This window comes from Paenibacillus lautus NBRC 15380, assembly GCF_004000945.1.
GTDB classification, from domain to species: domain Bacteria; phylum Bacillota; class Bacilli; order Paenibacillales; family Paenibacillaceae; genus Paenibacillus_AQ; species Paenibacillus_AQ lautus.
On sequence record NZ_BIMF01000008.1, the window covers coordinates 62,258 to 86,816 of the forward strand.

General features: G+C 48.5%; 21 protein-coding genes and 1 pseudogene. 1 reads left to right on the plus strand and 21 read right to left on the minus strand.

Annotated features, from left to right (window positions below; translation table 11 throughout):
- Positions 1 to 243: 243 nt before the first annotated feature.
- The 9 genes and pseudogenes from PLA01S_RS15875 to PLA01S_RS15920 all read right to left on the minus strand — a co-directional run bounded on the left by PLA01S_RS15875 (position 244) and on the right by PLA01S_RS15920 (position 7,997).
- Positions 244 to 1,011 carry a DeoR/GlpR family DNA-binding transcription regulator gene (locus PLA01S_RS15875; protein WP_127593049.1) on the minus strand — a complete coding sequence of 256 codons (768 nt, stop codon included), beginning with the start codon at positions 1,009 to 1,011 and terminating at the stop codon, positions 244 to 246.
- Positions 1,012 to 1,120: 109 nt separating this feature from the next.
- Complete coding sequence (locus PLA01S_RS15880) at positions 1,121 to 1,981, minus strand: aldo/keto reductase (protein ID WP_127593050.1); 861 nt, start codon at positions 1,979 to 1,981, stop codon at positions 1,121 to 1,123.
- A gap of 28 nt (positions 1,982 to 2,009) precedes the next feature.
- Positions 2,010 to 2,342 carry an ArsR/SmtB family transcription factor gene (locus PLA01S_RS15885; protein WP_127593051.1) on the minus strand — a complete coding sequence of 111 codons (333 nt, stop codon included), beginning with the start codon at positions 2,340 to 2,342 and terminating at the stop codon, positions 2,010 to 2,012.
- Between the two features lie 282 nt (positions 2,343 to 2,624).
- A complete protein-coding gene (locus tag PLA01S_RS15890; protein WP_127593052.1) occupies positions 2,625 to 3,839 on the minus strand; it encodes an MFS transporter in 1,215 nt (404 codons plus the stop codon).
- Between the two features lie 142 nt (positions 3,840 to 3,981).
- Positions 3,982 to 4,566, minus strand: a complete 585-nt coding sequence (locus PLA01S_RS15895; RefSeq protein WP_127593053.1) for a TetR/AcrR family transcriptional regulator — start codon at positions 4,564 to 4,566, stop codon at positions 3,982 to 3,984.
- A gap of 191 nt (positions 4,567 to 4,757) precedes the next feature.
- The gene (locus PLA01S_RS15900) at positions 4,758 to 5,093 is read right to left on the minus strand and encodes a hypothetical protein (protein WP_246059586.1); all 336 of its coding nucleotides are present in this window, start codon (positions 5,091 to 5,093) and stop codon (positions 4,758 to 4,760) included.
- A gap of 320 nt (positions 5,094 to 5,413) precedes the next feature.
- Entirely contained in the window at positions 5,414 to 6,379 is a 966-nt protein-coding gene (locus PLA01S_RS15910; RefSeq protein WP_164817440.1) for a phosphotransferase enzyme family protein, read from the minus strand.
- A 38-nt stretch (positions 6,380 to 6,417) separates the two neighbouring features.
- Positions 6,418 to 6,701 (minus strand): annotated as a pseudogene (locus tag PLA01S_RS32610) (TipAS antibiotic-recognition domain-containing protein); the annotation flags it as partial.
- A 90-nt stretch (positions 6,702 to 6,791) separates the two neighbouring features.
- Positions 6,792 to 7,997 carry an MFS transporter gene (locus tag PLA01S_RS15920; RefSeq protein WP_127593056.1) on the minus strand — a complete coding sequence of 402 codons (1,206 nt, stop codon included), beginning with the start codon at positions 7,995 to 7,997 and terminating at the stop codon, positions 6,792 to 6,794.
- Between the two features lie 125 nt (positions 7,998 to 8,122).
- On the opposite strand from PLA01S_RS15920, the gene PLA01S_RS15925 reads away from it, so the two are divergent.
- On the plus strand, positions 8,123 to 8,737 hold the full coding sequence (locus tag PLA01S_RS15925) for a TetR/AcrR family transcriptional regulator (RefSeq protein WP_127593057.1): 615 nt from the start codon (positions 8,123 to 8,125) through the stop codon (positions 8,735 to 8,737).
- 79 nt (positions 8,738 to 8,816) lie between these two features.
- On the opposite strand, the gene PLA01S_RS15930 is transcribed toward PLA01S_RS15925, so the two are convergent.
- From PLA01S_RS15930 to PLA01S_RS15985, 12 genes are all read right to left on the minus strand, one after another.
- On the minus strand, positions 8,817 to 9,938 hold the full coding sequence (locus PLA01S_RS15930) for a hypothetical protein (protein ID WP_246059587.1): 1,122 nt from the start codon (positions 9,936 to 9,938) through the stop codon (positions 8,817 to 8,819).
- Between the two features lie 134 nt (positions 9,939 to 10,072).
- On the minus strand, positions 10,073 to 10,876 hold the full coding sequence (locus PLA01S_RS15935) for an ABC transporter permease (RefSeq protein ID WP_127593187.1): 804 nt from the start codon (positions 10,874 to 10,876) through the stop codon (positions 10,073 to 10,075).
- Between the two features lie 12 nt (positions 10,877 to 10,888).
- Positions 10,889 to 11,698, minus strand: coding sequence for an ABC transporter permease (locus PLA01S_RS15940; RefSeq protein ID WP_127593058.1), 810 nt, complete (start codon positions 11,696 to 11,698; stop codon positions 10,889 to 10,891).
- Positions 11,695 to 12,678, minus strand: coding sequence for an ABC transporter ATP-binding protein (locus PLA01S_RS15945; protein ID WP_127593059.1), 984 nt, complete (start codon positions 12,676 to 12,678; stop codon positions 11,695 to 11,697). Before PLA01S_RS15945 ends, PLA01S_RS15940 begins: the two co-directional genes overlap by 4 nt.
- A 60-nt stretch (positions 12,679 to 12,738) precedes the next feature.
- Positions 12,739 to 13,914, minus strand: coding sequence for a radical SAM protein (locus PLA01S_RS15950; RefSeq protein WP_127593060.1), 1,176 nt, complete (start codon positions 13,912 to 13,914; stop codon positions 12,739 to 12,741).
- Positions 13,886 to 14,992: a glycosyltransferase family protein gene (locus PLA01S_RS15955; protein ID WP_127593061.1), complete on the minus strand. Its 1,107-nt coding sequence runs from the start codon at positions 14,990 to 14,992 to the stop codon at positions 13,886 to 13,888. The genes PLA01S_RS15950 and PLA01S_RS15955 overlap by 29 nt, the downstream gene beginning before the upstream one ends.
- 26 nt (positions 14,993 to 15,018) lie before the next feature.
- Complete coding sequence (locus PLA01S_RS15960; protein ID WP_127593062.1) at positions 15,019 to 16,533, minus strand: hypothetical protein; 1,515 nt, start codon at positions 16,531 to 16,533, stop codon at positions 15,019 to 15,021.
- Positions 16,520 to 16,795 carry an acyl carrier protein gene (locus PLA01S_RS15965; protein ID WP_127593063.1) on the minus strand — a complete coding sequence of 92 codons (276 nt, stop codon included), beginning with the start codon at positions 16,793 to 16,795 and terminating at the stop codon, positions 16,520 to 16,522. Before PLA01S_RS15965 ends, PLA01S_RS15960 begins: the two co-directional genes overlap by 14 nt.
- Positions 16,796 to 17,213: 418 nt before the next feature.
- Positions 17,214 to 18,473, minus strand: coding sequence for an MFS transporter (locus tag PLA01S_RS15970; RefSeq protein ID WP_127593064.1), 1,260 nt, complete (start codon positions 18,471 to 18,473; stop codon positions 17,214 to 17,216).
- Positions 18,474 to 18,613: 140 nt separating this feature from the next.
- The gene (locus tag PLA01S_RS15975; protein WP_127593065.1) at positions 18,614 to 19,024 is read right to left on the minus strand and encodes a DUF6157 family protein; all 411 of its coding nucleotides are present in this window, start codon (positions 19,022 to 19,024) and stop codon (positions 18,614 to 18,616) included.
- 1,254 nt (positions 19,025 to 20,278) lie between these two features.
- Complete coding sequence (locus PLA01S_RS15980) at positions 20,279 to 22,045, minus strand: glycoside hydrolase family 2 protein (protein ID WP_127593066.1); 1,767 nt, start codon at positions 22,043 to 22,045, stop codon at positions 20,279 to 20,281.
- 37 nt (positions 22,046 to 22,082) lie between these two features.
- Positions 22,083 to 24,557, minus strand: coding sequence for a family 43 glycosylhydrolase (locus PLA01S_RS15985; RefSeq protein WP_246059589.1), 2,475 nt, complete (start codon positions 24,555 to 24,557; stop codon positions 22,083 to 22,085).
- Positions 24,558 to 24,559 lie beyond the last annotated feature (2 nt).

The following is a 24,559-nucleotide window of genomic DNA, read 5'->3' on the forward strand; positions in this document are numbered from 1 at the left end:
ACAATTATTTATGATTTACAACCTTTTTTCTTTCGAAATCCGTTGACCGAATATGCCTCGAATAGATCATGAACTACCTAGTTAATTCAATGGATCGAGTCAAGCTACTATCGGGGTTAAAAGTTGATTATGCTGCGACATAAATACACATGAATACAACCCCTTATAACCAAAAACCGCCCCATAAATATAAAAAAAACGATCCCTGGTTCGTGGAAACCAAAAATCGTTCATGTGATCCTATTATTGGTATACGATTTCGATGCCGTTTTTGCTAAATGTATCAACAATATCCCGGTCGATTTTGGAATCCGTCACAAAGCGTTCGACTTCTGTTACTCCGCATACTTTGATAAATGAATTTTGTCCGAACTTGCTGCTGTCTGCGAGGGCGATGCAGCGCTTCGCGTTCGCGTGCATTATTTTTTTCACTTGGACTTCGCCGATGGCGTTATCCGTAATTCCAGCTTCTAACGTAACCCCGCTCATACTCATAAAGAACAAATCCGCATGAAAGCGCGATGTAAACTCTTCCGCCAGATCGCCGATGATGCTTTGCTCTTCGTGACGAATAACGCCCCCGGTCATAATCACCGTATAACCCGGCATCGAAACCAATTCGTTCACGATCGGAAGCGAGTTTGTAATAACGGTTAATCGATCGAATTTGGCCTTCAGCGCTTTAGCAATCTGGGTGTTCGTCGTACTTGGGTCAAGCGCGATGGACATTCCTTCGGTCACATAACGAACCGCAATTTGAGAAAGCTCCGTCTTCTCTTCCATATATATAGATTCGCGGATCGGCAGCGGGATTTCCCGGCTATAGTCGGGCTCATTCAGAATCGCACCGCCGTGCACCCGCCGCAGGTAGCCTTCGCTTTCTAAATATTCGAGGTCACGTCTGATCGTCTCGAATGAAACCCCGAAATGCTCTATGAGCTCCGACGCTCGGATCGATTTGTCCTGATTCAGTTTCTGAATAATAATTTGATGCCGCTGCTCAGCAAACAACTACTCCACTCCTTACTTGCCTAGACTTCTTAAATAGAAGTTTACCATAAAAGCATTCAATCCTCCTGTTCAACTGAATTGTGCTATTTCGTTTAAATCCAGCCCGCACTTATTTTACAAATAGCTTCATCAACTGTATGTAAATCGGATTTATCATGTAGCCAGTCGGGTTAACCGAATTTCTTGTACCCGTGTCTAGTTCCCGGATTCTGTCCATTTCCTCATCGCTCAGGTCAAAGTCAAAAATTTCGCTATTTTCCTTTATCCTTTGCAAATTTGACGATTTAGGGATGATAATAACTCCCCGATTTATATGCCAGCGTAATATGACTTGTGCAACTGACTTTTGATGATGATGGGCAGTCTCAACGAGAACCGGATGCTCCAGTAATGCCTTGTTTCCTTGTCCCAATGGACCCCATGCTTCATGCAGTATCCGATCACGAACCATATAATCATGCAAATCGTGTTGTTGAAACTCCGGGTGCGTTTCGATCTGATTGATCATCGGTAATATCCGAGATTGCATTTTGAGATGCTCCAAATGCTCGATTTCGAAATTTGCTACGCCGATGACTTTTATTCTCCCTTCCATGTACAAATCCTCCATCGCCGCCCATGCTTTCTCGTAATGAGGGCCAGCAAAATGAATCAAATACATATCGAGATACGTAACATTCAGTTTCCGACAGGTCTGCTCAAACGCCTTCTTCGTTGCGTGATATCCAAGATCGGTTGTCCATACCTTGGAAGTAATGAACAGCTCTTCTCGTGGAAGACCGCTTTTTTGCAATTCTCGTCCCAACGCTTCTTCATTGCCGTATATTTTCGCTGTATCAAAATGACGATATCCCGATTGAATTGCCGCTGCGATGGTTTTTTCAAAGACAGCTCCCTTCTCGATTTTATACACGCCAAAACCAAGCTGAGGAATTTGAACACCGTTTGCCGCCTCGACGGTTCGATACATCTGTGACCACTCCTTCTGTTCTTACGATTTATTCACATTGCAACAACGCTCTTTCGATTACATGAACTAGATTTTTTAATGACTGAAGCTTGCTTCTCGAATCCAGCCTATAGTAATTGATGGTCCCTTCTTTACGAACACTTACAATCTGAGCATCTTTTAAAATCTTCAAATGATGAGAAACGGCTGGACGAGATAGATGAGTATTCAACCTGATCTCTCCCACTCGCATTCCGGGATTTTGCGGTCCCTCTATCAATGTTTTAAGAATGGCTTGTCTTGTTTCATCACCGATGGCGATCAGCACCTTTTGGTTGTTTTTGAACTCCTTAGCGATATCGGCTGCGATTTCCTGATTCACCTAATCCCCCCGTTTGTTTAACCGTTTAGTCTTTTTGACCAACCTAGAATAACACACTACAAGATTCGAAATGCTATCGGTAAAGCAAATGGAGATCCATATTTTTCCTTGCTGATAAAATACCTGCAATTTCGATTCATGTTTAAATTATGGCTGCGCAAAAATTAAAAAAGCCGCGATTTTACGCGGCTATGTCAAACATGGACTCCGATATATTCACGTGCTCAACTAGAGCCATTTAAAAAATCAATGTCGCATTCACGACAGACTCGACACCATCATTCAACTTATATCGGCGAGTGCTCCCCTTTTTTCCGTAAAAAAGTACAGTAATGCCAAGATCGGAAAAAGAACGCCAACCCACATCGCCGCTTTCCAGCCGCCTATGGCGTAAGCCCATCCCCCGGCTGCGGAGCCTATGGCTCCACCCGCAAAAAAGATCGCCATATACATGCCGTTCAGTCGGCTGCGCACCTCAGCTCCCAAAGCGAAGATCGCTCGCTGTCCCAACACCAAATTGGCGGACACGCCCATGTCGAGCAAAATAGCAGCAAGGACGAGGATAACGATAGAAAATATAGAACCTCCAGAAAACATAATTGGCAAAACTTCCGATAGAATCACCAGCGCGATGGACCATCCGGTTGCCGAACGGATCAAGCCTTTATCTGCAAAGCGGCCAGCTATAGGCGCTGCCACCGCACCAGAAACCCCTGCCAAAGCGAACAGTGCTACACCTGTTGAAGAAAAATGAAACACTGGACTCGTTAAAACGAGCGGAACCGTTGTCCAGAACAGACTAAACATGCCGAACAAAAACGCGTGATACAGTGCGCGGCGCCGCAGAATCGGCGTTGTCTTGAGCAGATGCAGCATGGATGAGATGATTACCGGATATTTGTCCTTCGTTTGCGGCCGCCTTGCCGGAAGGACTTTTGCCAATACAAGAGCCAGTACCAAGAGCATAGCGGAGGAAATAATAAAGATGGCATGCCAGCCGAAATATGTATCCACCATACTCGAAACCGGACGGGCCAGCATAATACCCAATAACAGACCGCTCATTACGTTGCCTACATTACGTCCACGCGTCTTCTCAGGGGAAAGATGCGCCGCGTATGGAACTAGGATCTGGGCCGCAACGGACCCGACACCTATAAACAAGGAAGCGGCAAGAAACAGAGCCGCACTTCGGGCTTCAGCGGCGATGATCAAAACAATAGACGTCAGAATCAGCAGCGTAACCACCAATTTGCGGTTTTCAAGCAAATCTCCCAAAGGGACTATAAATAATAAGCCGATCCCGTAGCCGATTTGGGTCAGCGTGACGATCAAACCTGCGGCTTCCGAAGATAACCCTATGTTCGAGCTGATCGATTCAATTAAAGGTTGTGTATAATAAAGATTTGCAGCGATCAATCCACAGGCAACAGCAAGAATCATGGTGATCCATGTTGAAACAGATTTCTCCACTCTTTCCTTTGCGTTTTCATTCATGTTAAGCACTCCTTTTTTATGAACTATTGTATTACAATACAGGAATGATCGTTCCAGTATGGAGATAGCTTGCCCCCTAAGCTCACACTCAAAGGGGGTGGATTTTCGGAACGATCATTCCGATTTGTTGAAAAAAATAGGTTTACAGCATCTCGAAGACCGCGTTCATCATACCATGGACTTTATGGATATCGCTTTGGATCCTGGCCATTACGTTAATGCTATGGTTGAGATTCAGCAGCAGGTACGATAACATTTTAATATCTTTCTCCGGGGCTATTTCTCCCGTTTCTTGCCCTTTCCTTAACGTCTCATAAAACAGCTGCTCTAATTCCGTAAAGCTTTGACGAATCGTATTCTGCAAGGGCTCATCCACGGTATCCAGACCAACAGAAGCATTCGTAATCAGACATCCATTGGGGAAAGCTTCACCGTGCGTGGCAAAAGCGTTCGTGATATGCAGCTCGAAATACTGGCGGATCCCCTCGATCGCAGAAGTTGCATGTATCATCTGATCGCGTTTTTTTTGCGACATTTTTTTATAATATTGGATGGCCTCGTAATATAGCGTCTGTTTATCCTGAAACGTTTCGTACATACTGGATCTGCTCAACCCCATAGATTCCAATAAATCCGGTATGCTTGTAGCTTCATATCCTTTTTCCCAAAAAACAATCATAGCTTTGCGCAGTACTTGCTCCCTGTCAAATTTCTTGGTCCGTCCCATTGATACCCCCTCCTTTTCTACATGAGTATAAACCAACTGGAACGAGTAGTCCAGTATTTTTTCAAGCAGCAGAAGACGATTCAAAGTGATACGACTAAATAATATTAGATCATCGTTAAATCGGCCTTGAGTCTCCAGAATACAGAGAAGAGAAAGGTCATCGTCCAATGACCTTCCTCCTCCTCATTCGTTCATTTAAATAGATTTTCGATAACCCCACGATCGAAGTCGTTCACGATTTTATACTCCTTGCCGTACCTTTTATGATTGCTCGAACCGTTATAGATTCGCACGTGGTCCGGACTAAAAAAGTATACGGCGAAGGTCGGGCCGTTCCGGCCCTGGAACCAAACTTCATATTCTTCGCTACCGTAATCCACGCTGCTGGTTTTACGCAGTTTGACTTCGGAAAAGCTGTTCATAATCCGCTCAATCTCCGCGGGATCTGTAATTTGTATCTCTTGCTCGTTCGGACGGAACCGATTTTTCCTGACGCTCATATGGCTGATGGTCTTAGGCTCAATCAACTGATCGAGCACCATCTCCTTAAACGATGTTCTGTTTTGAAACGCCGAATATATCGTCGCGCTAATTAGAATCAGGACGCAAATTGCCAGAAAGACATACCATGTGCGTTTATTCAGCCGCCATCTCCTCCCTCGTGTCGAAATAAAGCGTCCACTTTGATTATAACATCAATCACAACCCAGAATTATCCAATATTCGAAGGCTATATTTTCACCTTGTACCAGCCAGCTTCTCCTAAGAAATCGGACCTTGTCAATCCATCTTCACCTAACAAGCATCGGTAGTTCGTTACCGTTCCATCGGATCCTCCCTTTTAGGATTACTGGAATTCGTCGATCAACGATATTCCTTTTAGAATCCGCATCCTGCTATCCCTTAAAAAATCACGGGTCCAATCATCTGGTTGACTTAAATCCCAACTCCGATGCATACCGACAACGACGATAATTTCACGCAGTCTCAGGAAAAGCTTCAGCTGATCCTTCCAGTCGTCAGGCATGTGACGACCATCCTCTGTATAGCCTTGCTCGAAATGTTTCATGAAAAGTTCGTACTGCACCTTACGTTCAGCCTTCGAATCTTCCCCGAATACATAGAGCAAATAATAAAGCTGGATGGCAATGTCTTCGACATACCAACTGTACTGGCATTCGTCGAAGTCGAAGAGCGTTATTTCCCCTGATTCATCAACCATGAAATTTCCTACATTGATATCTCCGTGTATCAAACCGAAATTATCAGTCGTAATACGGAGACTGGCCAAATGTGCCTTAAGTTCATCAAGCGCAAAAAGAATGGGTAGATGCTCTGTCGGTATATAATTTCTGGCCAGTAAGAGGTATTCATTGCATTCCCATGTGTGTCTGTTAGCCTTAGGTTTGTAACGCTTTGACAGTTCGTGGAGACGACCAGTCAGCCGTCCGCATTGTTCGTAAAGTATGGAATTACCTAGGCATTCTGGGTATCCGATTTTACGGCCAGGTGCATATCTGAAGGAGGTCACGTAGAAATCAATAGAATTTCCTTGGATTCGTTCGAAGTCCTTTCCATGAACCGAAGCTACCGAGTCTGAGACAGCCAAACCATTCTCTGATAGATAACGAATCCACTCTATTTCAGCTGCAAGTTCTTCCCCTGTGCGATGAGAGCTCGGTGTGAAACGGAGGATATAGTTCACATGATTGCGATTGTAGGAATAAATAAAGTTCTGAAAACCTCCAATGAAAGTCAGCTCCTCCGGGCTAACTCCGAACCGTGCTGCGCCTTCAATGGCATGTTCGTCCAAGAACATTAATTTTATGTTTGGGTCCATGCGCACTCCTTTCATTCTAATCCCAAATAGGTATGATGCATAATAGCATCATATATAAATTCGGCTAAGTCTTCATCACTAAATTGATTGATATAATGATTGAAGCGATTATCAAATTTATACGTATGTCAATACATGTTAACATGTATTGCACATACGATAGATTCTTCCAGATAACTTTTCCATTCTGAGATTAATTGCTGTACTTCATCGGAATATGGAGATTGATGCATGCTGGACGCCATTTTTTAAATACATTTTCCATGTTCTGTTCAAATTCAGAAAGGAGGTTCGCTTATTCACCACGAGAGAGTCCCCGATACATATTCATCCAATGTGGTAATGATGGTTTCTAGTTGTTGTTTTCATACATTAATGTTCATATCTATGGTTTGCTGGGAAAGCCATGTTTCTTCGAACTCCACGCAATAATCAATGCAATGAGCAGCAAAATCAACAGAACTCCCGGAAACGACTTGACTCCAATAAACTCCAGCAAAGCGCCGCCGACAAGCCCACCACCGGCGATGGCCAAATTCCAGACTGTGGTATTGATCGGCATGACGATATCCACACCTTCTTCACCACTTGCATCGGCAAGCGCTGTTTGCAGCATGGTGGCGGCACCCCCGAAGGTAAGTCCCCATAATGCCACGGCCGCATAAACGACGAATGCCGATGTGGCGCCCGTCCATAGTGCTGCGGCAACCAGCAGGAAGCCCAATAGACTGAGTAATACAAGCAGGCGTAGGTGACGATCTATCAACAGACCCACAATCCAGATCGAGATCAGTGCGAACGCTCCAAATACAAGCAAGACCAGATCAACACGCGCAGCCAGTCCCAAAGGCTCAAGAAACGGCGCGATATACGTATATAAAATATTGTGTGCCAGCATCCACGTCAGCACCACCATAAGAATCGGACGGATGCCGGGCATAACAAACACCTGACGGATAGTCATACGTTGATTTGCAGGCTGCCCGGGATAGTCCGGAACCTGCCACACAACCCATCCAATTAATGCGAGAGTCAGAAGCGACATGAGTCCGAATACAAGGCGCCAACCGATCAGGTCACCGAGCAAGGTGCCAACCGGCACGCCTAATGTAAGAGCAATCGGAGTCCCGACCATCGCGACTGCCAAGGCACGGCCTCTTAAGGCATCCGGAACCATACGTCGTGCGTATCCGGCAATCATCCCCCAAGCGGCACCCGCAGATACACCGGCAAAAAATCGAGCGACCAGCGTCAATACATAGCTGCTAGACAGTGCGGTCATCGAGTTGAAGATGAAAAAACCTGCAATAATGGCTAGCAGAAGCGGACGCCGCCTCATCCCGCCTGTAAACATAGCAAACGGAATTGCCGCCACAATGGAACCCAAAGCATAAGACGTCACGAGCTGTCCGGCCATCCCTGTTGTAATATTCAAACCTCCCGCGATATGCGGCAGTAAACCGGCCGGAATGGTTTCTGTAAAAATACAAATAAAACCTGTCATCGCAAGCGCAAGCAGTGCCAACCAAGGAAGCCTGGCGGGCATATTGGCCGTTTGTGCCGTACCCGTAGAAGATGATAATTGAGACAAAATAGTTTCCTCCTTAAGAAAAATTAAATTATGGATCGATCATTCCATATATTAAATTTAATCCTTCTCCCTTGTCAAGGACTTCTGGATCGATTAGTATATAATTAATTAGGGGGGGCATTTATATGGCACGAACAGGACGTCCACGCGCTTTTAACCGTGACGAGGCAGTTGCTGCCGCCATGCTTCTGTTCTGGGAACACGGCTATGAATCCACTTCGCTAGCTCAGTTGCGTGCTGCCATGGGCGATATATCTGCTGCGAGTTTCTATGCCGCTTTCGAATCAAAAGAATCCCTGTTCCGAGAAGTGATGAATCGGTATATCTCTACTTATGGACAAGTTTCTGAAAGTTTCAGGGATACAAGCGTGACATCCAAAACGGCCATCGAGCAAGGGTTACGGCAATCGGCTCGAATGCAGACAGAAGGTTCCCATCCTCTCGGTTGTCTGTTGATTTTGTCCGCTGTGAACTGTTCACCCGAGCAACAACACATCCGAGAGATGCTTGCCAAGGAACGAGCAAGGGTCAACGGTTGGCTAAAAGGTTGTATAGAGCGGGCCGTAGCCAATGGAGAGCTGCCGGGTTCAACGGATATCCCCATGCTGGTAACCTTATTCGAAACCTTTCTGCAAGGAATTTCGACACAAGCCCGGGACGGTGTTTCATACGAAGCCATGGATGCAGCCATTACTCAACTGATGAGCGTATGGGATGCATTATCGACGAAGTCAGGCTAACGCGACCATCATTAAACCGTAAAGTAAATGAACAAAAAACCTGCTAGCCATGGCTAGCAGGTTTTGTTCTAACAAAGCTTCACCTGTTTCTGAATACCCGGTCTTCTTTCTTGTATGAATCGCATCCGCTTCCGCAGGTACTCACCAGTGAGTCTTTGGAACCTTCGAGCAGCGTAATCAGTTTTTGCAAGAGAACAGGCTCTTCCTTTTGGAACTCATCGAACCGGAGCTTCAGCCGTTCAAACATTACTTTATCTTCGCGAATTTCATGACGAATGTATTGATCTCTCAGCTTCATCGCCCTTTTGGCGATATCCTTGTAGCCAGCCACAAGCTCTTCGTCATACGGGATAATCCCCTCATCCACCAAGTATCCGATCCGCTCGCTCATCATTTTTTTGTGCTCCCAGAGCACATGAAGATGCCTTACATCGTTACGGTCACCAAGCCTTGCATCATTGCCCTCTACAGCCTCATAGTACAGTCGCAAATAGTCATATACCTTGATTCCGAAAGCTTCCTCGTTGTCCGAATTGTAATTGATCCGGTTGAGATGGGTCTCTCCGTTTAGATAATCGCGCAGCTGGTCAATCGCGGCCGTTTTATCAAAAGGATATGGAGAATGCGGTTCGTATTTATAAAAATACGTATGATGATCGGCCGTGAGCTTCTCCTTTAGAAGATGCCTCATAGACTGAACGGCGTCCTGGAATTCCCGGAACGGGATCTGCAAATTGCGGTAAACTCCCATAAGGTCGAACATCGATGCATAGAAGGCACTTTCGCCCCAGTCGAAACCGTATAGAAAAAGATGATGAGGAAACGGCTCTTTCTGATAGGAGGCCGCCGGCGATAGCCTGGCTTCGTCCAAAAACACAACGCAATAATAGCCGTTTCGGATCTGATCCGCGAAAAATTTCGGCCAGGCGTCCAATGCCAAACTCTCCAAAATCGTATAATTGACCGAGCAGGTGAGAAGAAACGGGTTGTTGAAATTCAGTTCGTTGGGCTTGCCCCGAAAAAAATCGACATAGTACTGCCTGCCGTCCTCCAGAAAGTTTTTTTTGCAAAACAACTGGATAAAATTGCTGTAATACCAAGGAATCGTCTCTTCGTGGATGCTGGTGATCGAAAGCGTGTAAGCCCACCGCAAAAATCCTTTAAGCGGCGGATTCACCACCGGAAGCTGAAATGCGTTCATCATGATTTCCCCCTTTCTGACAAGTGATCCGGAATCGTGATCAGCAGTGTTCCGACGATTGCGTCCGACACATCTAGTCTCTTTCTTTGATGCAAGGATGCAAACTCGGCGTTCAGCCCCACCAAACGACTGGCTTAACTGCTCGCGCTGCTGTATCCTTTTACGGCCTGCTTCCAGAGCAGCCGTACAGCTGCGAAGAGCACAAGCGAGGCGGCCAGCGCCAGTCCCGCATGAAGCCAATTGATCTGTTCAAGCAGAAACATCGGTCCGAAATTGGTAATGAGGAATAGAGGAATAACAAAGGTTCCGATTCGGCGGACCCAGGCAGGGTAAATTGCCATGGGGAAATTGTTGGCGTCCCAGATGGAATGGGCGATCTCCGACACAGAGCCCGTCTGAACGAACCAGAATGAAAGCAGCGCCGGGATAATCATCAGGCAGTATGTGATGACAACGGAGACGAGCAGCAGCAGGGCAAACCCCGCGAGCTGCAGGAACGACAGCGGAATATCCATCGCATGCCAGCCGATACCGACCATGACGAACCCAACCAGAATATCGGGGATCGGCAGCGCCAAATCAACGTAGCGCAAAGACGCCATGAACTGAAGGGATACCGGCTTTGTCAGCATTAAATCAAGCGAACCGTCCTTAATGTATTCCGGAATTTTCATGAAGTTTGTAAAAAACAGGCCAACGTAAATTCCGGTCACCACCGTATGCATGCCTATAAATAGAAGCAGCCCTTCCGGCGGTATGCCATCTACATGAAGATCGGTGCGGAACACAACGAGCACATATAACAGCTTGGCAAGCAGGTAGACGGATTCGACCAGCAGGCTCATCATAAAATTGCCCCGAAACTCCATTTGGGCGATGAGACAATTTTTGATGAATATGCCATACAGCCGCATGTATTTCCTCGCGATTTTAAACATACGCAACGTCCGCTACCCCCCTACTGCCGAATATTTCTTCATGGAAACGCGCCATGTCAGCCTGGATAACCAGAAGAACAGCAGAATCCACCCACACTGGATAAGCAGCCCTTGGTACATAGCCGCTGTTTCCGCTTTCCCGCTGAGGATATTGACCGGAAAATAAATCGTATATGGGAATGGCGTGTACTGAAGTGCCTTCACAACCGACTCCCCGAAAATCTCCAGCGGAAACATCCCTCCGCTCAAAATATTGACGAGCAGACTTGTAATGACGAAAAAATACGAGATTTCATGCAGATAAAAGGCGCTCGCACAGATGCAGTAGGCGATCAGGAAATTGAGTAAAAGTGCCCCCGACAGCGTGACCGCGAACAAGATCAGTCGTATCGGCTGGAGCTCCAGCACTTCACCGACAGACGCGAACCCAATAATGCCGACGAGCAGCAAAGCCGTAATCCCGTAATAGATCGCCTTCTGGCCGAAAAAAGATACCAACCGATACCCGAAATAGCTGACCGGTTTGATCAAATACTTGTTAAGACCGCCGTTTTTGATATCGTCGGCAATCTGGTGCTCGAACTGGGTAGCAATCAGCTTGGACACCAATCCTGCCATGATCGTATACAATATAATTTGACTGTACGAATACGAGAACAACGCAGCCTGACCGGAATGACGATACACCGCCGTCCAGATGAAATACTGGACCAGAATCGGAAACGCAGCCCCCAGCAGACCAAGAAAGAAATGAAAACGGTATTCCATTGAATGCTGGACGCCCATCGAAAAAACAGCCCTATACAATTTGCGTCTGTTCATCCGACGGATTCCTTACGATAGAGCATCGAAATACTCTCCTCGATCGCCACGTCCTCGATCGTCCAGTCAACGATCGGAAACGAATCGAGCACGGCACGCGACACTTCCTTCAAGCGGTACTTAGGCAGCTCCAAAACAGCATTGTAATCGTCTGCACTGACGATTTTCCCGAATTTGGCCAACCGCTGCTCGGCAACGGGTTCGGAGAACTGCAGCTTTATTATTTTGTTCTCGTCAAAAAGATCGTTGATTTTATGAAGATCACCGTCGTACAGAATACTGCCTTCATTGATGATGATCGTCCGCTTGCATAGGTCCTCCACATCCTTCATGTAGTGGCTCGTCAGCAGGATCGTCGCGCCGAATTGTTCATTGTAGTATTTCAGAAACTCCCTGACCTTCTTCTGGGAAGGGAAATCGAGGCCGATCGTCGGCTCATCGAGATAAAGCAGCTTAGGCTGGTGGATCAGAGCGGCGATGAGCTCCATTTTCATCCGCTCCCCAAGAGACAGCCGACGCACCTGCACGTCCAGAAGGTCCTGCACTTCGAGCATTTCCGATAACTCGGCAAGAACCCGGCAGTAGAGATCATCGTCTACGTCATAAATACATTTGTTCAAATAAATCGACTCGCTGGCGGGAAGGTCCCACCAAAGCTGGTTTTTCTGGCCCATCACAATGGAGAACAGCCGTTTGAACTCGTTCTTCCGCTCCCATGGCACATAGCCAAGTACATTGGCTTCCCCGCTCGTGGGATATAAAATGCCCGATAACATCTTGAGCGTTGTGGTCTTGCCCGCCCCGTTGGGCCCGAGAAATCCAACGCACTCGCCGGGACCGATATCGAAGGAAACGGATTTAACCGCTTCCTTCACCAGTGACTTGCGGGCAAACAAATTTTTTAATGAATTTTTAAGCCCGGCTTCTTTCCGATAATACACAAACGATTTGTGCAGCTCCCGCACACGGATAAAGTCCATCTCCGATCCTCCCGAACGTTTGCCTGATTCGCCTGATTGAACGGCATAAAGTTTAAACGCTTAAACTCCATTGTTATAAAGCAGCACGCATTTCGAGCAAATCGGCATCAGACCGCACGCCAGAACCTCACGCTGTTTCCGAAGATCTTCGCCGTGGAAAATATCCGCCACACTATCTTCATACAAATTGCCGACACTGAATTCCGGAAAAAATTTGCACGGATTCACTTTCCCGTCCGGCATCACGTCCATCCGGTTCGAGATCGAGAAGCACTTCGTCCGGTTCATGGCCGGCTTCTCGCTTCCCCGGATAAACCCTTCCACCTCTTCCGGCTCCAGCGCGGGCTGATATCGTATCCGTACATTCCATACGCGTGAATTGACGCGTTTCAGCTCTTCGATCAACGTATCGAAATGGTCCGGTGAGATGTGGAACGTGAAAGAGTGCCAGCTGTTCTTATGGTCGTCCACAAAGCGGGAGGCAAGGTGCGGGAAATGGGCATCGAAGTAGGCGTCCATTTTCTCCGCCGTACCGGAAGGGATGTACCAAGGGAAGCAGAAGTATACGGAATCTACGCCCATCTCTTCGAAGAATTCCATAAAGCTGTAAAGCTGGCCGACCATCTGGTCATTTACCGTTAGAGCTACAGACACTTTGCCTTTGTACAGGCCCTGCTTTTGCAGATCCAGCAGCAGCTGTATGGCGTGGATCACTTTCTTGAACGTGCCTTTGCCTCTTATCGCGTCATTCTCTTTTTCGAAGCCTTCCAGGCTGACCAGCATGACCAGATTTTCCGACATTTTCAGAATGGAATCCAGCTTTTGTTCTATGAGTATCGCATTCGTACAAATGGTTGTATACCGATCTTCTCTGGCCAGCAGCTCCGCCAGTTCATCGAACTTGGAGTAGAACAGCGGCTCCCCGCCCCACAGGAACACGCGCGATTTGCGTTCTTTCGTTTCGGCAAGAAGCTTCTCCACGACAGGAATCTCGATTTCGTCGTTCTTTACTTCTTTGGCGAAGCCGTGATGGAAGCCTTCCGGATTCCATTCGAAGCAGTGCTTGCAGCGCAGATTACAGCCGTTATTGAGCTTGATCCCGATCTCATAAGGCACGGGGGCTGCATAAGTCGGATCCTCCTTGAGCTTCCTTCCCGTTTCCGCTAGCGGCACCAGGGTTCTTTTCATATTACGGAACGTCAGTTTGTCAAACGTAACTGCTGTTTTCGGCTGCATAGGTGTTCCTCCCAAAATGGTTAATTTTTGATCGCTGCTCCAGTAAACGTCTGCAAATCTCCTGCAGCATAGGTTTGGAAAAATCCTGGGCTTTCCACTCCGCAAACCGGATACCGAAACCACAGGATTCCCAATAGGTTGAATTATGAAGCTCATGGTCGCCGAACGGTTCCAGCATGACAAATGGGATTCCGAACGACAGCGAGTCGTTCATGGTCGCTCCCCCCGGCTTGCTTATGATGGCTGCGCAATTTCGCATCAGGTCCGTGTAAACGGAGTAATCCTCGAGCGGAAACTCCCGCAGAACGCCGTCTTCACGGACATAACGGAACATCGGCGGAAACGTGTGCCGCCCCTGCTCGTTCTTGCTCCACGGATCCCAGGAGGCCTCCGTTCCGAAGTAGCGCGTAGCCCCGTCGTCCTCCTCCACCTCGGAGGGATCGTAAACGATCACATCAAGGCTGTGGCCGAGCTTACGAAGTTCTGAGATCGTCCCGGCATAGGTCCCGATCCCCCAGCCACCGCCATGGATCAGAATGCGTCCGGTACGCTGCGTGTAAGGAAGAGGCTCCGCTTCGTCCGAAGCAAGGTAACTGCCCGGCGACAGCTTTGAAGGCTCGTAGAACCAGACGTTGTCGTAGGCTAGATATAACTGCTTGTGTACCTTATAAGACGGTGTATCACTCGCATCCAACCGAATCAGCCGGATGTCCAGGGGGATGCCGGCAGCTGCCTTATAACGCTCCAGAATCGGCAGCCAGAATCCCGTGAAGACTGCAAAGCGGGAGATGCCGGCATGTCTCCAAACGTCCAGCATTCTCCGAACCGCTTCCTCGTCCAGGGAGGAGTCAACGGGCTTGGCCAGCTTATGCCCCATACGGGCAACGGAGAAATCCGCATGGAATGCTTTTTTGGTGGAACGTATTTTGTGCCGGACCTCTTCGTGGTACAGATTTTCCAGAACATAAACGTCTGCTCCGATACCTCTGCCTTGCAGGTACGTTTGCAGATGCATAGCCGGAATGTATGCGCCGAGCGAATTCCCCGACGCCAGCAAGGTAACCGAAGATGAATTCATGCGCCCCCCCCCCCCGAGTTCCAGATTTAGTTGTACACTTTAACGGACAAGTCGGCGAGCATTTGACGCAGTCTTTTGACCAGTTCGCTGCGATGTCCATCGTCACGTCCCAGCACGGCTGCATACAGCCGTCCCTTCGGCATACCCCGTTTGTCCTGTGTTCCTTCGGCGATACGGCGTCGGGTCAGAATCTCGTTCACCATGACGGTATTAGATGATAGCGGCACGATCCCGTAATCCCCGGGTGCTGCCAACAGAAGACCGGTTTTGCGTAAAGCTTGCAGGAGTTTCCCAAATGTGAAGCCTTCGGGAAGACCGAGAGAGAAAAACGTAAGCCATCCGGTATGGCCGTATGGTTCCCACCATTTATTGAGATACGCGTTAATCAGTCCCATGGACTTGCGGGCGTTGATCTCCACAATGGATACGACTTCTCCGTCCTCCAGTATCATGGAGTCGAAGCAGACGAAGCCATGGTAGCCGTCCTCGACCAGAGCCTGGAGCGCTTTCTCCATCACGGTAAAATAGCCGGCGTTCTCCAGCATTCCGTTAAAAGCTTCATCGGCTTTGATAGACCCGCTGTAATTTTGCTGGTGATTCATCATCCGCTGAACGGAAATGAACTCCTTCTCACCGTTCTCCCGGATGAACCAGTGAGAACTGAAGTCGGTCACTTTCGGAAGCAGGGGCTCCAGCAGGAATTGAACGCGCAATCCGCTTCCCTCCTGTTTATGCAGGTGTTCTGCGATCCTTCGCTGCATGGCTTCACTGTCGATGAACAGGTTGCCCTTGCCCGAAACACCGAATGGGTCTTTCATTAGGTATGGCCCCCGCTTCAAAAGCGTAGTTCCGATCGCCTCCATTTCCGCAGCGCTGTTTGCCTCCATGCCGTAGCGCTTCTCGCCGATTCTGGCCAGGAGTCGGCTCGAGTATATCTTGGAGTTAACACGTACAACCGTCTCCATGTCCGGCAAAGAACCAAAAGGTCCGGCGGCACGGAGGTAAGTTTCCGTTTCTGCTGTAATGGCGTACGGAGATAGAATGTTTGCGGCGTGGGTAAACAACGCTTCATCCGGTGATTGTGTTTGGCGCAAACGGTTTGCGGCATTCCTGGAAGAGGTTGGGTCCGGCAAGACCGCACCCTCAGAATAACCGGCACCGGCTGTCTGCAGCGTTCTGTTTGCCGGTATTAGCTTTTGGGCTTGTTCGGCTGCAAGGCTGAACATGCACCGCTTGAAATCGTCCGATTCCGGTAAAGGCTTATTCTCATCGTTCAAATCATAGTGATAGCGGGTCCGAAAAGAAAAGCCCAACCCGTTTAGGTATTCGTGCAGCGCCGGATCGATTTTGCAACGACTGTAAAGGACATCGTCCGGAACGCATAATGAAAAAAGCAGCTCGTCCATGCATAGGACAATCGATTCTCGGTCCTTATCGGGCATAGCGGGCAGCCGGGCCAGATTCGGATCCCTCCAACGTGTTTCGGGATCGAAGGTACCCATTACAATTTTCGGAATCACGCCGGCTTCATTGCTTGACATCTTCGTACAAAGGCTGCTCCTGCGATTGGCAGCTTTTCAGAAAAGTGATAAATGAGTCGATCGACTGGAGATGTTCGTAATCGAATTGGTCATAGTCAATGACCACGTTTAACTGATCTTCGACTTTGAGCATAAACTGGATCATTTGCAGTGAATCGAGGCCTATATCGTTGTTTAGATCCGTTTCGGGGGACAGGACTTCGCGGAGTTCCGGTTGGTCTTCTTTGATCGAGCACAAAATGTCTACGATTTTATCGTACATGACTACACTCCTTTAAAAGGTTAATATACGAGGTACAACCGAATCCTTACGTTTAGAAAATCCATTCGAATAAAAAACGCCTTAAACATTTCCCTCCTTTTTCCATAGTTACAATTATTATCTTCTTGGTGTTAAAATCTGTCAACAATAAATATAACATGATTCTATAGAGCGAAATTTGTTGAAATTGTCTTACGAAAAAAGGAGCCGTAACCTCAAAAGGTCACTAGCTCCTTGTACTCATGACATGGCCATATGCGTTATGGTTCCTGCGCAACTCCTAGGATACTTTGTATAAGCTTCCACACTTCGTTCGGTATGTCCATTCTCCGTCGATCTTTAATGAAAGGATCGCCTGGATATTCAGCCTCGCTTGCTTTAAGTGGATAAACTCCCATTTTGTCGAGGCTTGGAAGCATTAATCCGGTATGGCTTCTTGTTCGTTCTGCAGCGGCATGCCTGCTTCAACCAATCGCTTGTTGCGAGCGAAGAACACAGTAAGCACGAGCATAAACAGTCCGGTACCGACCAGCAGCCATTCGATTTTGACCACGTCGGCAAGAGGTCCGAATATCAACATCCCGATGGGCATCATGGAAGTCGAGATCATCCCGAAGACACCGAATATACGTCCCAGATAATTTTCGTCCACCTTCTCCTGCAGCATGACGGTCGTCGGCGTATTAAATATGGGCATCGCAACTCCGAACACAGCCATGATGGCTAAATAAATCCAGAATACAGGTACAATGCCAAGCGCAAAAGTGGACAGGGCCATGATGAAGCTGGCTATAGCCATCGTGTACACTTTATTTTTGAAGCCGCCCCATGACGCGATGATCCCTCCTCCGGCCATCATGCCGACGGAAAAAGCGATCTCGATTGCCGTCAAGCGCCAAACATCGTCACCGAAGCTGCGGGTAACCTGCAGCGGAGTCAGAAAGGCAGCAGGTGCCATGAGCACGAAGAAAAAAGCGAAGAAGATAAAAAAAGATTTTAAAAAGGCATGCTGTTTTATGTACACCAAGCCCTCCTTGAAGTCGTCCAGATAGCCTGTACTTTGCGTGTCAGATGCCTTTTTGTGCAGCGGAATTTTGAGAAACACAAACAAGGTAAAGATCGCGATCGCAGCCGTAACGACGTCGATGAAAAAAATCACTTCGATCGTTGCCATGGTAAGCAAAGCCGCGCTGACGATGGGTGCTACGAACATGGTGAGTGCTTGTAGGCTGCCGTTGATGCCGTTTACTTTCGTTAGCTTTTCTTGAGGCACGATTTGAGGCAATATCGCCCCGACCGCCGGCGTCTGAATACCTGCTCCGAGTGCGCGTACGGCAGAGATGATAAACAGCAGCCAAACCGCTTGGTAGCCAAGCATAAACGTAATGGCCAAAATGAGCGTAACCACCGCGATCATCGCATCCGCAATCATAATGAGCGATTTACGGTTGAAGCGGTCCGCCCATACCCCCGCAAACGGCGACAGCAGAAACGTCGGAATGAATCCGCAAATAATATACAGCGTCATCATGATGCCTGACTGCGTAGTCAGCGTAATGTACCACATGATAGCATATTGCACCAAGGCAGAACCAAACAGCGAGAGGGTCTGGCTGCTTAAGAAGAGAATGATGTTCCTCTTCCAATGGATTTTCTTATCCTCTTCGGCTTCTGACATCGTCCCACTCCTTTCTTAGATAAATCTCCCTCACTCGAATTACACTCATTGTAACTTAAAATGAAATGCGATTTTTCTTCTTAATTGCTCATTTTGCGTCCATTTCTGGTTAGGTAGACATGAACTTTCCGATATATCTCCTATGCGCGTTTGGACCTCATCGCCTTAAATTGGGTAATACCTTTATAGTTCATGAGTTTTATGTATTCCTCTGACTCTACAGCGTAGATCGCGACTTTTCCTTGAGCGTTATGATGAATACCCCAGCCATAACGCTTGCCCAATGCTGAGGTCCGAAGACAAGGCTGGCCTTTGGAGAAAAACTTCTCGCGAGCGGTTACTCTTTCATTTTCCGAGATATGATTGCGCTCGGCAAATACTTCAAATAACACATCCTCTTGCGTGTATTGGTAAGGATGGTTCGATATCATCTCATACTGAATAACCGGTACGGTCTTAGACTCACCTTTAGCCTTCGGAATGATAGCCATGCTAGCAGGGCAGTCTTCGGCAACTTGAATAAAGGTATTGTAATGATTCATATCTTTCATATTATAAGGGTTACCTCCCGTTCATTTTAGTTCTGTCGTCCAATCCTTTCCATAAGAACATAATATCCTCATTTTCTTTGGAGCGACAGTGTTTTCTCAGGACAAGAGCTCACGTCGTAATATTAGTTCTCCCGTCTACATTGCATTCTAGTTTCATTCTCGGAATAGCTTTTTGGATCGTAATATAATTTATTGAACCTCCATTCTGAGGCGTATCGGTCAATGTTATATGTATTCGATGACTAGGGAACATCACCATGATGCGCACCATAATTTTAAGCGCTTAGATGGACGACAAGTTTTCTTGGATCGCCATACATACTTTGCAATATATCAAATCTTAGACAACATTATAAAATCTGGAATACATATCGCCGAGATACGAATTATATTTAAATATAGGGAACCCATATGGGAAACCAATGACACTTTGAACTGAACCCCAATTGCTAGACACCATCTAACATTGGAGGTGCAGTTCACTTTAGGTGGTTTTTATGAGCAAGAAGCTGTTAGACTAACTCCGTATGGACCGTGATTCCGCTATTTGTAAGTAAAGGTACTAGATATAAGGTTAAGCGGACACAGGTTCCGCTATTGCCACACATATTACCGCAAAAACAGAGAAAAGCCGAGAATAACGGATTCTGTGTCCGCGAATCATTGAAATTGGTGCAGTTATTGGGAAATAGCGGACCTCCTGTCCGTATACATTAGATGCACACCACAATACAACAGAGCACACCGACACATCAGTGCACACTGCATACATTAGTGCACTATGCATACATCAGTGCACACCGACACATCAGTGCACACCGCATACATCAGTGCACACTGCATACATCAGTGCACACTGCATACATCAGTGCACACCGCATACAACCGTGCACACAGCATACATCAGTGCACACTGCCATCAATTGTCCGATGTTTGTATTTATTGAATCAGTATTGTCATTTCCAGCTCTTTGGTGGAGTTTTTCGCGCTTATCCATACTGTTCAGTTGAGTTTCCATCAAGCAATTGCTTATGCCACCTCTGGATGTTCTATTGCATGTATTTTTCCCCTATATAAAAAATAATCCAAAGTGGCTGGAAGAAGCAGCAGGGACCCGTCCTATTGACGAGTCCCTGCTGCTCTGTGCACACCTATATCTCACCAGAAATCTAAACTATTCCAGAAAAAAGTATGGATGAACGTTCTCTATTCGCTCAAGCCAGATTAATGCTTCGCATCGAGTCCATATTCGCTTAAGCCAGATTAATGCTTCGAATCGCTTCCATATTCACTTTCGGTTTGCGCTCGATCGTCAGCAAGCCGTTCACTTCCTGCTGCACATCCGTAATTTGCGTGTAACAGAATCCGCTCACGTATGGCAAATTTTTAATCGCTTGCGTAACTCCCTCGTACCGCTTCAAAAATTCCTCCTCGCTGCGAACCTGATTGCCGTAGCCCCAGCCCTCTTCGCTTGTAAAGGCGATGCCGCCGTATTCGCTGATGATCACAGGCTGGCCTCGATATCCATAACCCTGCGCGAATGGATAACGATGCTTGTTATGCGCGAATTCGTTGCCTAACAGCGCATCTTTGTCCCGGTATCGCTCTTCCAGCATAGCGCCTATCTCTTCATAATCGTGAAGTGTAATGATATCCGAAACCGTATGTTCCCAGCCGTCGTTCACGATGACCGGCCGCATCTGGTCGAAGGCCTTGGTCAAATGATAGATTGATTCCGTAAATTGCTGCTGCTTGCGGTCGGTGGCTATGTCGGTTATCCCCCAGGACTCGTTAAACGGTACCCATGCGATAATGGAGGGATGATTATAATGCTGCCGGACGACGGCCATCCACTCATTCGTGAATCGCTCAACCGCATCGTCACCAAATTCGTAGGTCGACGGCATTTCCGACCATACCAGCAGCCCTTTGCGGTCGCACCAATATAAGTAACGGGGATCCTCCAGCTTCTGATGCTTGCGCACGCCGTTGAAGCCGAGGGCCAGCGTTTTGTCGATGTCTTCCAGCAGCGCTTCCTCCGACGGAGGCGTCAGATGCGTATCGTTCCAATAGCCCTGGTCCAGCAGCAGTCTCTGATAGATCGGCGTATGATTCAGTATGACTTGATCGCCTACGATCCGGATGCTCCGCATGCCAAAATAGGAGTAGACCGTGTCGATGGGATTACCATTTTGTTTCAGAATCATCTCGACGTCGTATAAATTCGGATGGTTCGGGTGCCATGGCTTGATCTTCCATTCCCCTGCCGCTTCGTTGACGACACTTAAGTCAACCGTTAATGTTCCTCGCTCCACGCTCGTTTCCGTCGAGCGGATCAGCTTCCCGTCAAACCGGATGATCGTCTGAAGGGTTAATCCGTCGTAGCCGTGCGCGGCATTGCCTAGTTCATAACCGAAATTCGCCGACCCGCGTTCCAGTTCCGGCGTTATCTTCACTCGGCTGATGTGAATCGGATTCACGTATTCCATCCATACGGTTTGCCATATTCCGGTCGTCTGTACGTACCAGCAGCCGAAGTTGTCCTTCATCCATCGCTGCTTGCCGCGCGGTTGGGTGCAGCTGTTGCTGTCCACGGCTCGAACGGTAATCCTGTTCTCCTGGCCAAACTCGACCGCTTCGGTAATGTCGAAGGAAAAGGCTGCGTATCCTCCCTCGTGCGTGCCGATTTTGCGTCCGTTGACCCACAGGGTCGCCGCGTAATCGACCGCTTGAAAATGCAGCAGGATCCGTTTGCCTGCTTCCTTGGCAGGTATGACAACCATCCGCTCATACCATACGCAGGGATGGAACGATTCATCCGCTATGCCGCTTGCTTTTGTCTCATACGCGAAGGGGACCGTAATTTTGCGGTCGGCTCCAAGACGGTCGTACCACTTGCCGCTTTCCCCTTCCCATGCATCGTCGAACCGGAAATCCCATTCCCCGTTCAGATTTTCCCAGTTTTCACGCACCAATTGCGGTCTAGGATAGTCTTTAATATATTTGTGTGAGCTAGACATTATGTTCCACTCTCCATCATCTGTTAGTTTATCGTTTCTATTTCGTACCCATGGATTCCACCGTTAAGTTGCCGAGCTCGATCTGCTCCGCATGAACCGATCGTATGCCTACTCTCCCTTGCATGAATGCCCGGGGATCATCATAAGTCAGGACCGGCTCTGCCCCGTCCTGCACATATACGTGAATCGTGCCTCGTACAACCTCGATACGCAAGCTTGCCGGCTCGTTTGGTTTCAGCGAAACCTTGACGCTATGCAGCAATTCTGAATCGTAATTATGTTTGTACAGCTCGAGCTTCGTAGCGCTGACCGCCAGGAAATATCCCATCAGCGAATCGCTCACTTGATCCCGGAAATCCGACTCGTTGGTCACTCGGAAGAGCACGCCCGCCTGACCGGACGGATCGTCGCCCAGCTTCACGGTCGTTCGGATGCGATAATCGGTCCAAAGAGGGCTTCCTCCATACATCTTGGCATCGGAATCGGCTGCGCCGACATACCCGCCGTCGGTTTCGATCCATTGGCCGTGAACGTCCTCGGAGCTTGTTTGTTCCAGAAGATGCTCCAACTTGAACGTTTGCTCGTCGACCAGCTCGAAGTCCATTGTTTTCCATTCCATCGTTTGGTCGCTGTCCAATTGAATGGCAACGCTATGTAATCCCTTTTCGAGCTTTAGGGATCCAACCCGAATTTTAACCCAGGGTTCGCTACCGGAGTATTGGCTGCCGTCAGCTTTATAGTTTCCGGATTTCTTATCGTCCACGAGCAGCTTGAAGGATGTCGGCCCCGCTCCTGCCTTAACCGTCAAGTCCAGCGCATAGGTGCCGGATTCCGAAACATTCACCGCATAACGCAACCAGTCGCCTTTTTCTGTCAGCGAAGCCGAGTAGCTTCCATCCTCAGCCGTCCGGATCGCCGTACCGTCCGAACCACGCCATGCACCTGCTTTCGAAGGATGGCGGACCGAGAATCCTCTGTCTTCGCCGCTTAAGTAGTGTACCGCCTCCATGCTGCCCGGAAGCGGCTTGGCTGTTTCGAAGTCACTGCTGCCGGAAGCGTGGTTCGAGAATGCCGTATACGAAAAGCTCGGCTCGCCGGTTTCGTATCGGTATCCGATTTTGCCTGGTCCGAACGGCTCCGCCGATTGATCAAGCTTCAGATTGCCGTCCAGGTAAACCCGCAGCCGATCTTCTCCGCGCTCGACGCGAATCGTGTGCAGCTTGGACCAATCCGTATCTGCGGGGATCTCCGCCGTTGCAAGCACCTTGCGTGTTCCGTCCTCCATCCTCCCCACGGATAACCGGCCCTGCTCCGGCTCGATTTCGGCGAATCCGTAAAGATTCGTTTCTTGATACGCAAACAACGCGGCGACACGGGCTTTTGATGGCACCAAGTTATATTCGGCCGTATATATTCGATCCGTGCTCTCCTTGCTGACGATTTGTCCGCTTCCTCCTGCATTCGCTGCCTTCCACCGACTTGGATCGATGGCGGCTGCATCCAGCCGATCGGCAAAGACCGGCCCTCCCGGGACGGGCTGATCGTAATTCGTAGGCCCCAGAATCTCCATCTTGTCACCGTTGAATACTAGCCGGTCGATGTTCATGCGACGGACGGGCGGGCCTTCCTGGGATCTTCCCGTCAAGTTATGGTAAACGAGATAATAGGAATCCAGATCGGGTCCCAGGACGGTCGAGCTGTGGCCGAGCCCGTAGAAGTCCGGCTTGGTGCTGATGACGAGCGGATTGTTGGCCGGTATGTTGTACGGACCAAGCGGCGAATCATGCGACACGGCATAATGAATGCGGTAACCTTTGCTGAACACATGATTGCCAGTATAGGTCATGTAATAGGTGCCGTTCCGTTTGATGATCATCGACCCCTCTGTCCAATGCCCCAGATAGGGACCTGGAATCGTCTGACCTACACCGAAATCGGCCGGTCCGTCCATCGGAACGCCGACAATGCCCGACGAACCTGCATGGGTAAACAGCCAGGAGCCGTCATCGTCGATAAACACCGAGCCGTCGATACTCATCCCGACGTTATCGGAGATCCTTTCGAACGGGCCAGTCGGCGATTCGCTGCGGAACACGTAATGTCCCTTTCCTGCCGGAGAAGTGTATAGATAAAACCAGCCGTTCCAGTAAATCACTTCAGGTGCGTAGGCGCCGGTCGATACGGGATCCTCCGTCACCAGACCCGCATACCTCCAATCGACCAGATTGTCCGATACCCACGCCTTGATGCCCGTCCGGTGATCCTTCGTGCTGACATACAGATAATAGCGACCGTCATGCCGCAGTACATACGGGTCTCCGTTGCCGTAATCCTCCCATTCTTCCTCTAGGGAGGGAAAAGGATTGGCGTACATTTTTCCGTTGTAAATATCCAAATCGACCGCCTCCGGTTTCGTTCTTGAATCGCATCCCGACAATGCCAATCCGGCCGCTAATCCTAACGTGCCGAGACAACAAACGATCTTCAACAGGCGCGTCATTCTTATCGGCACGT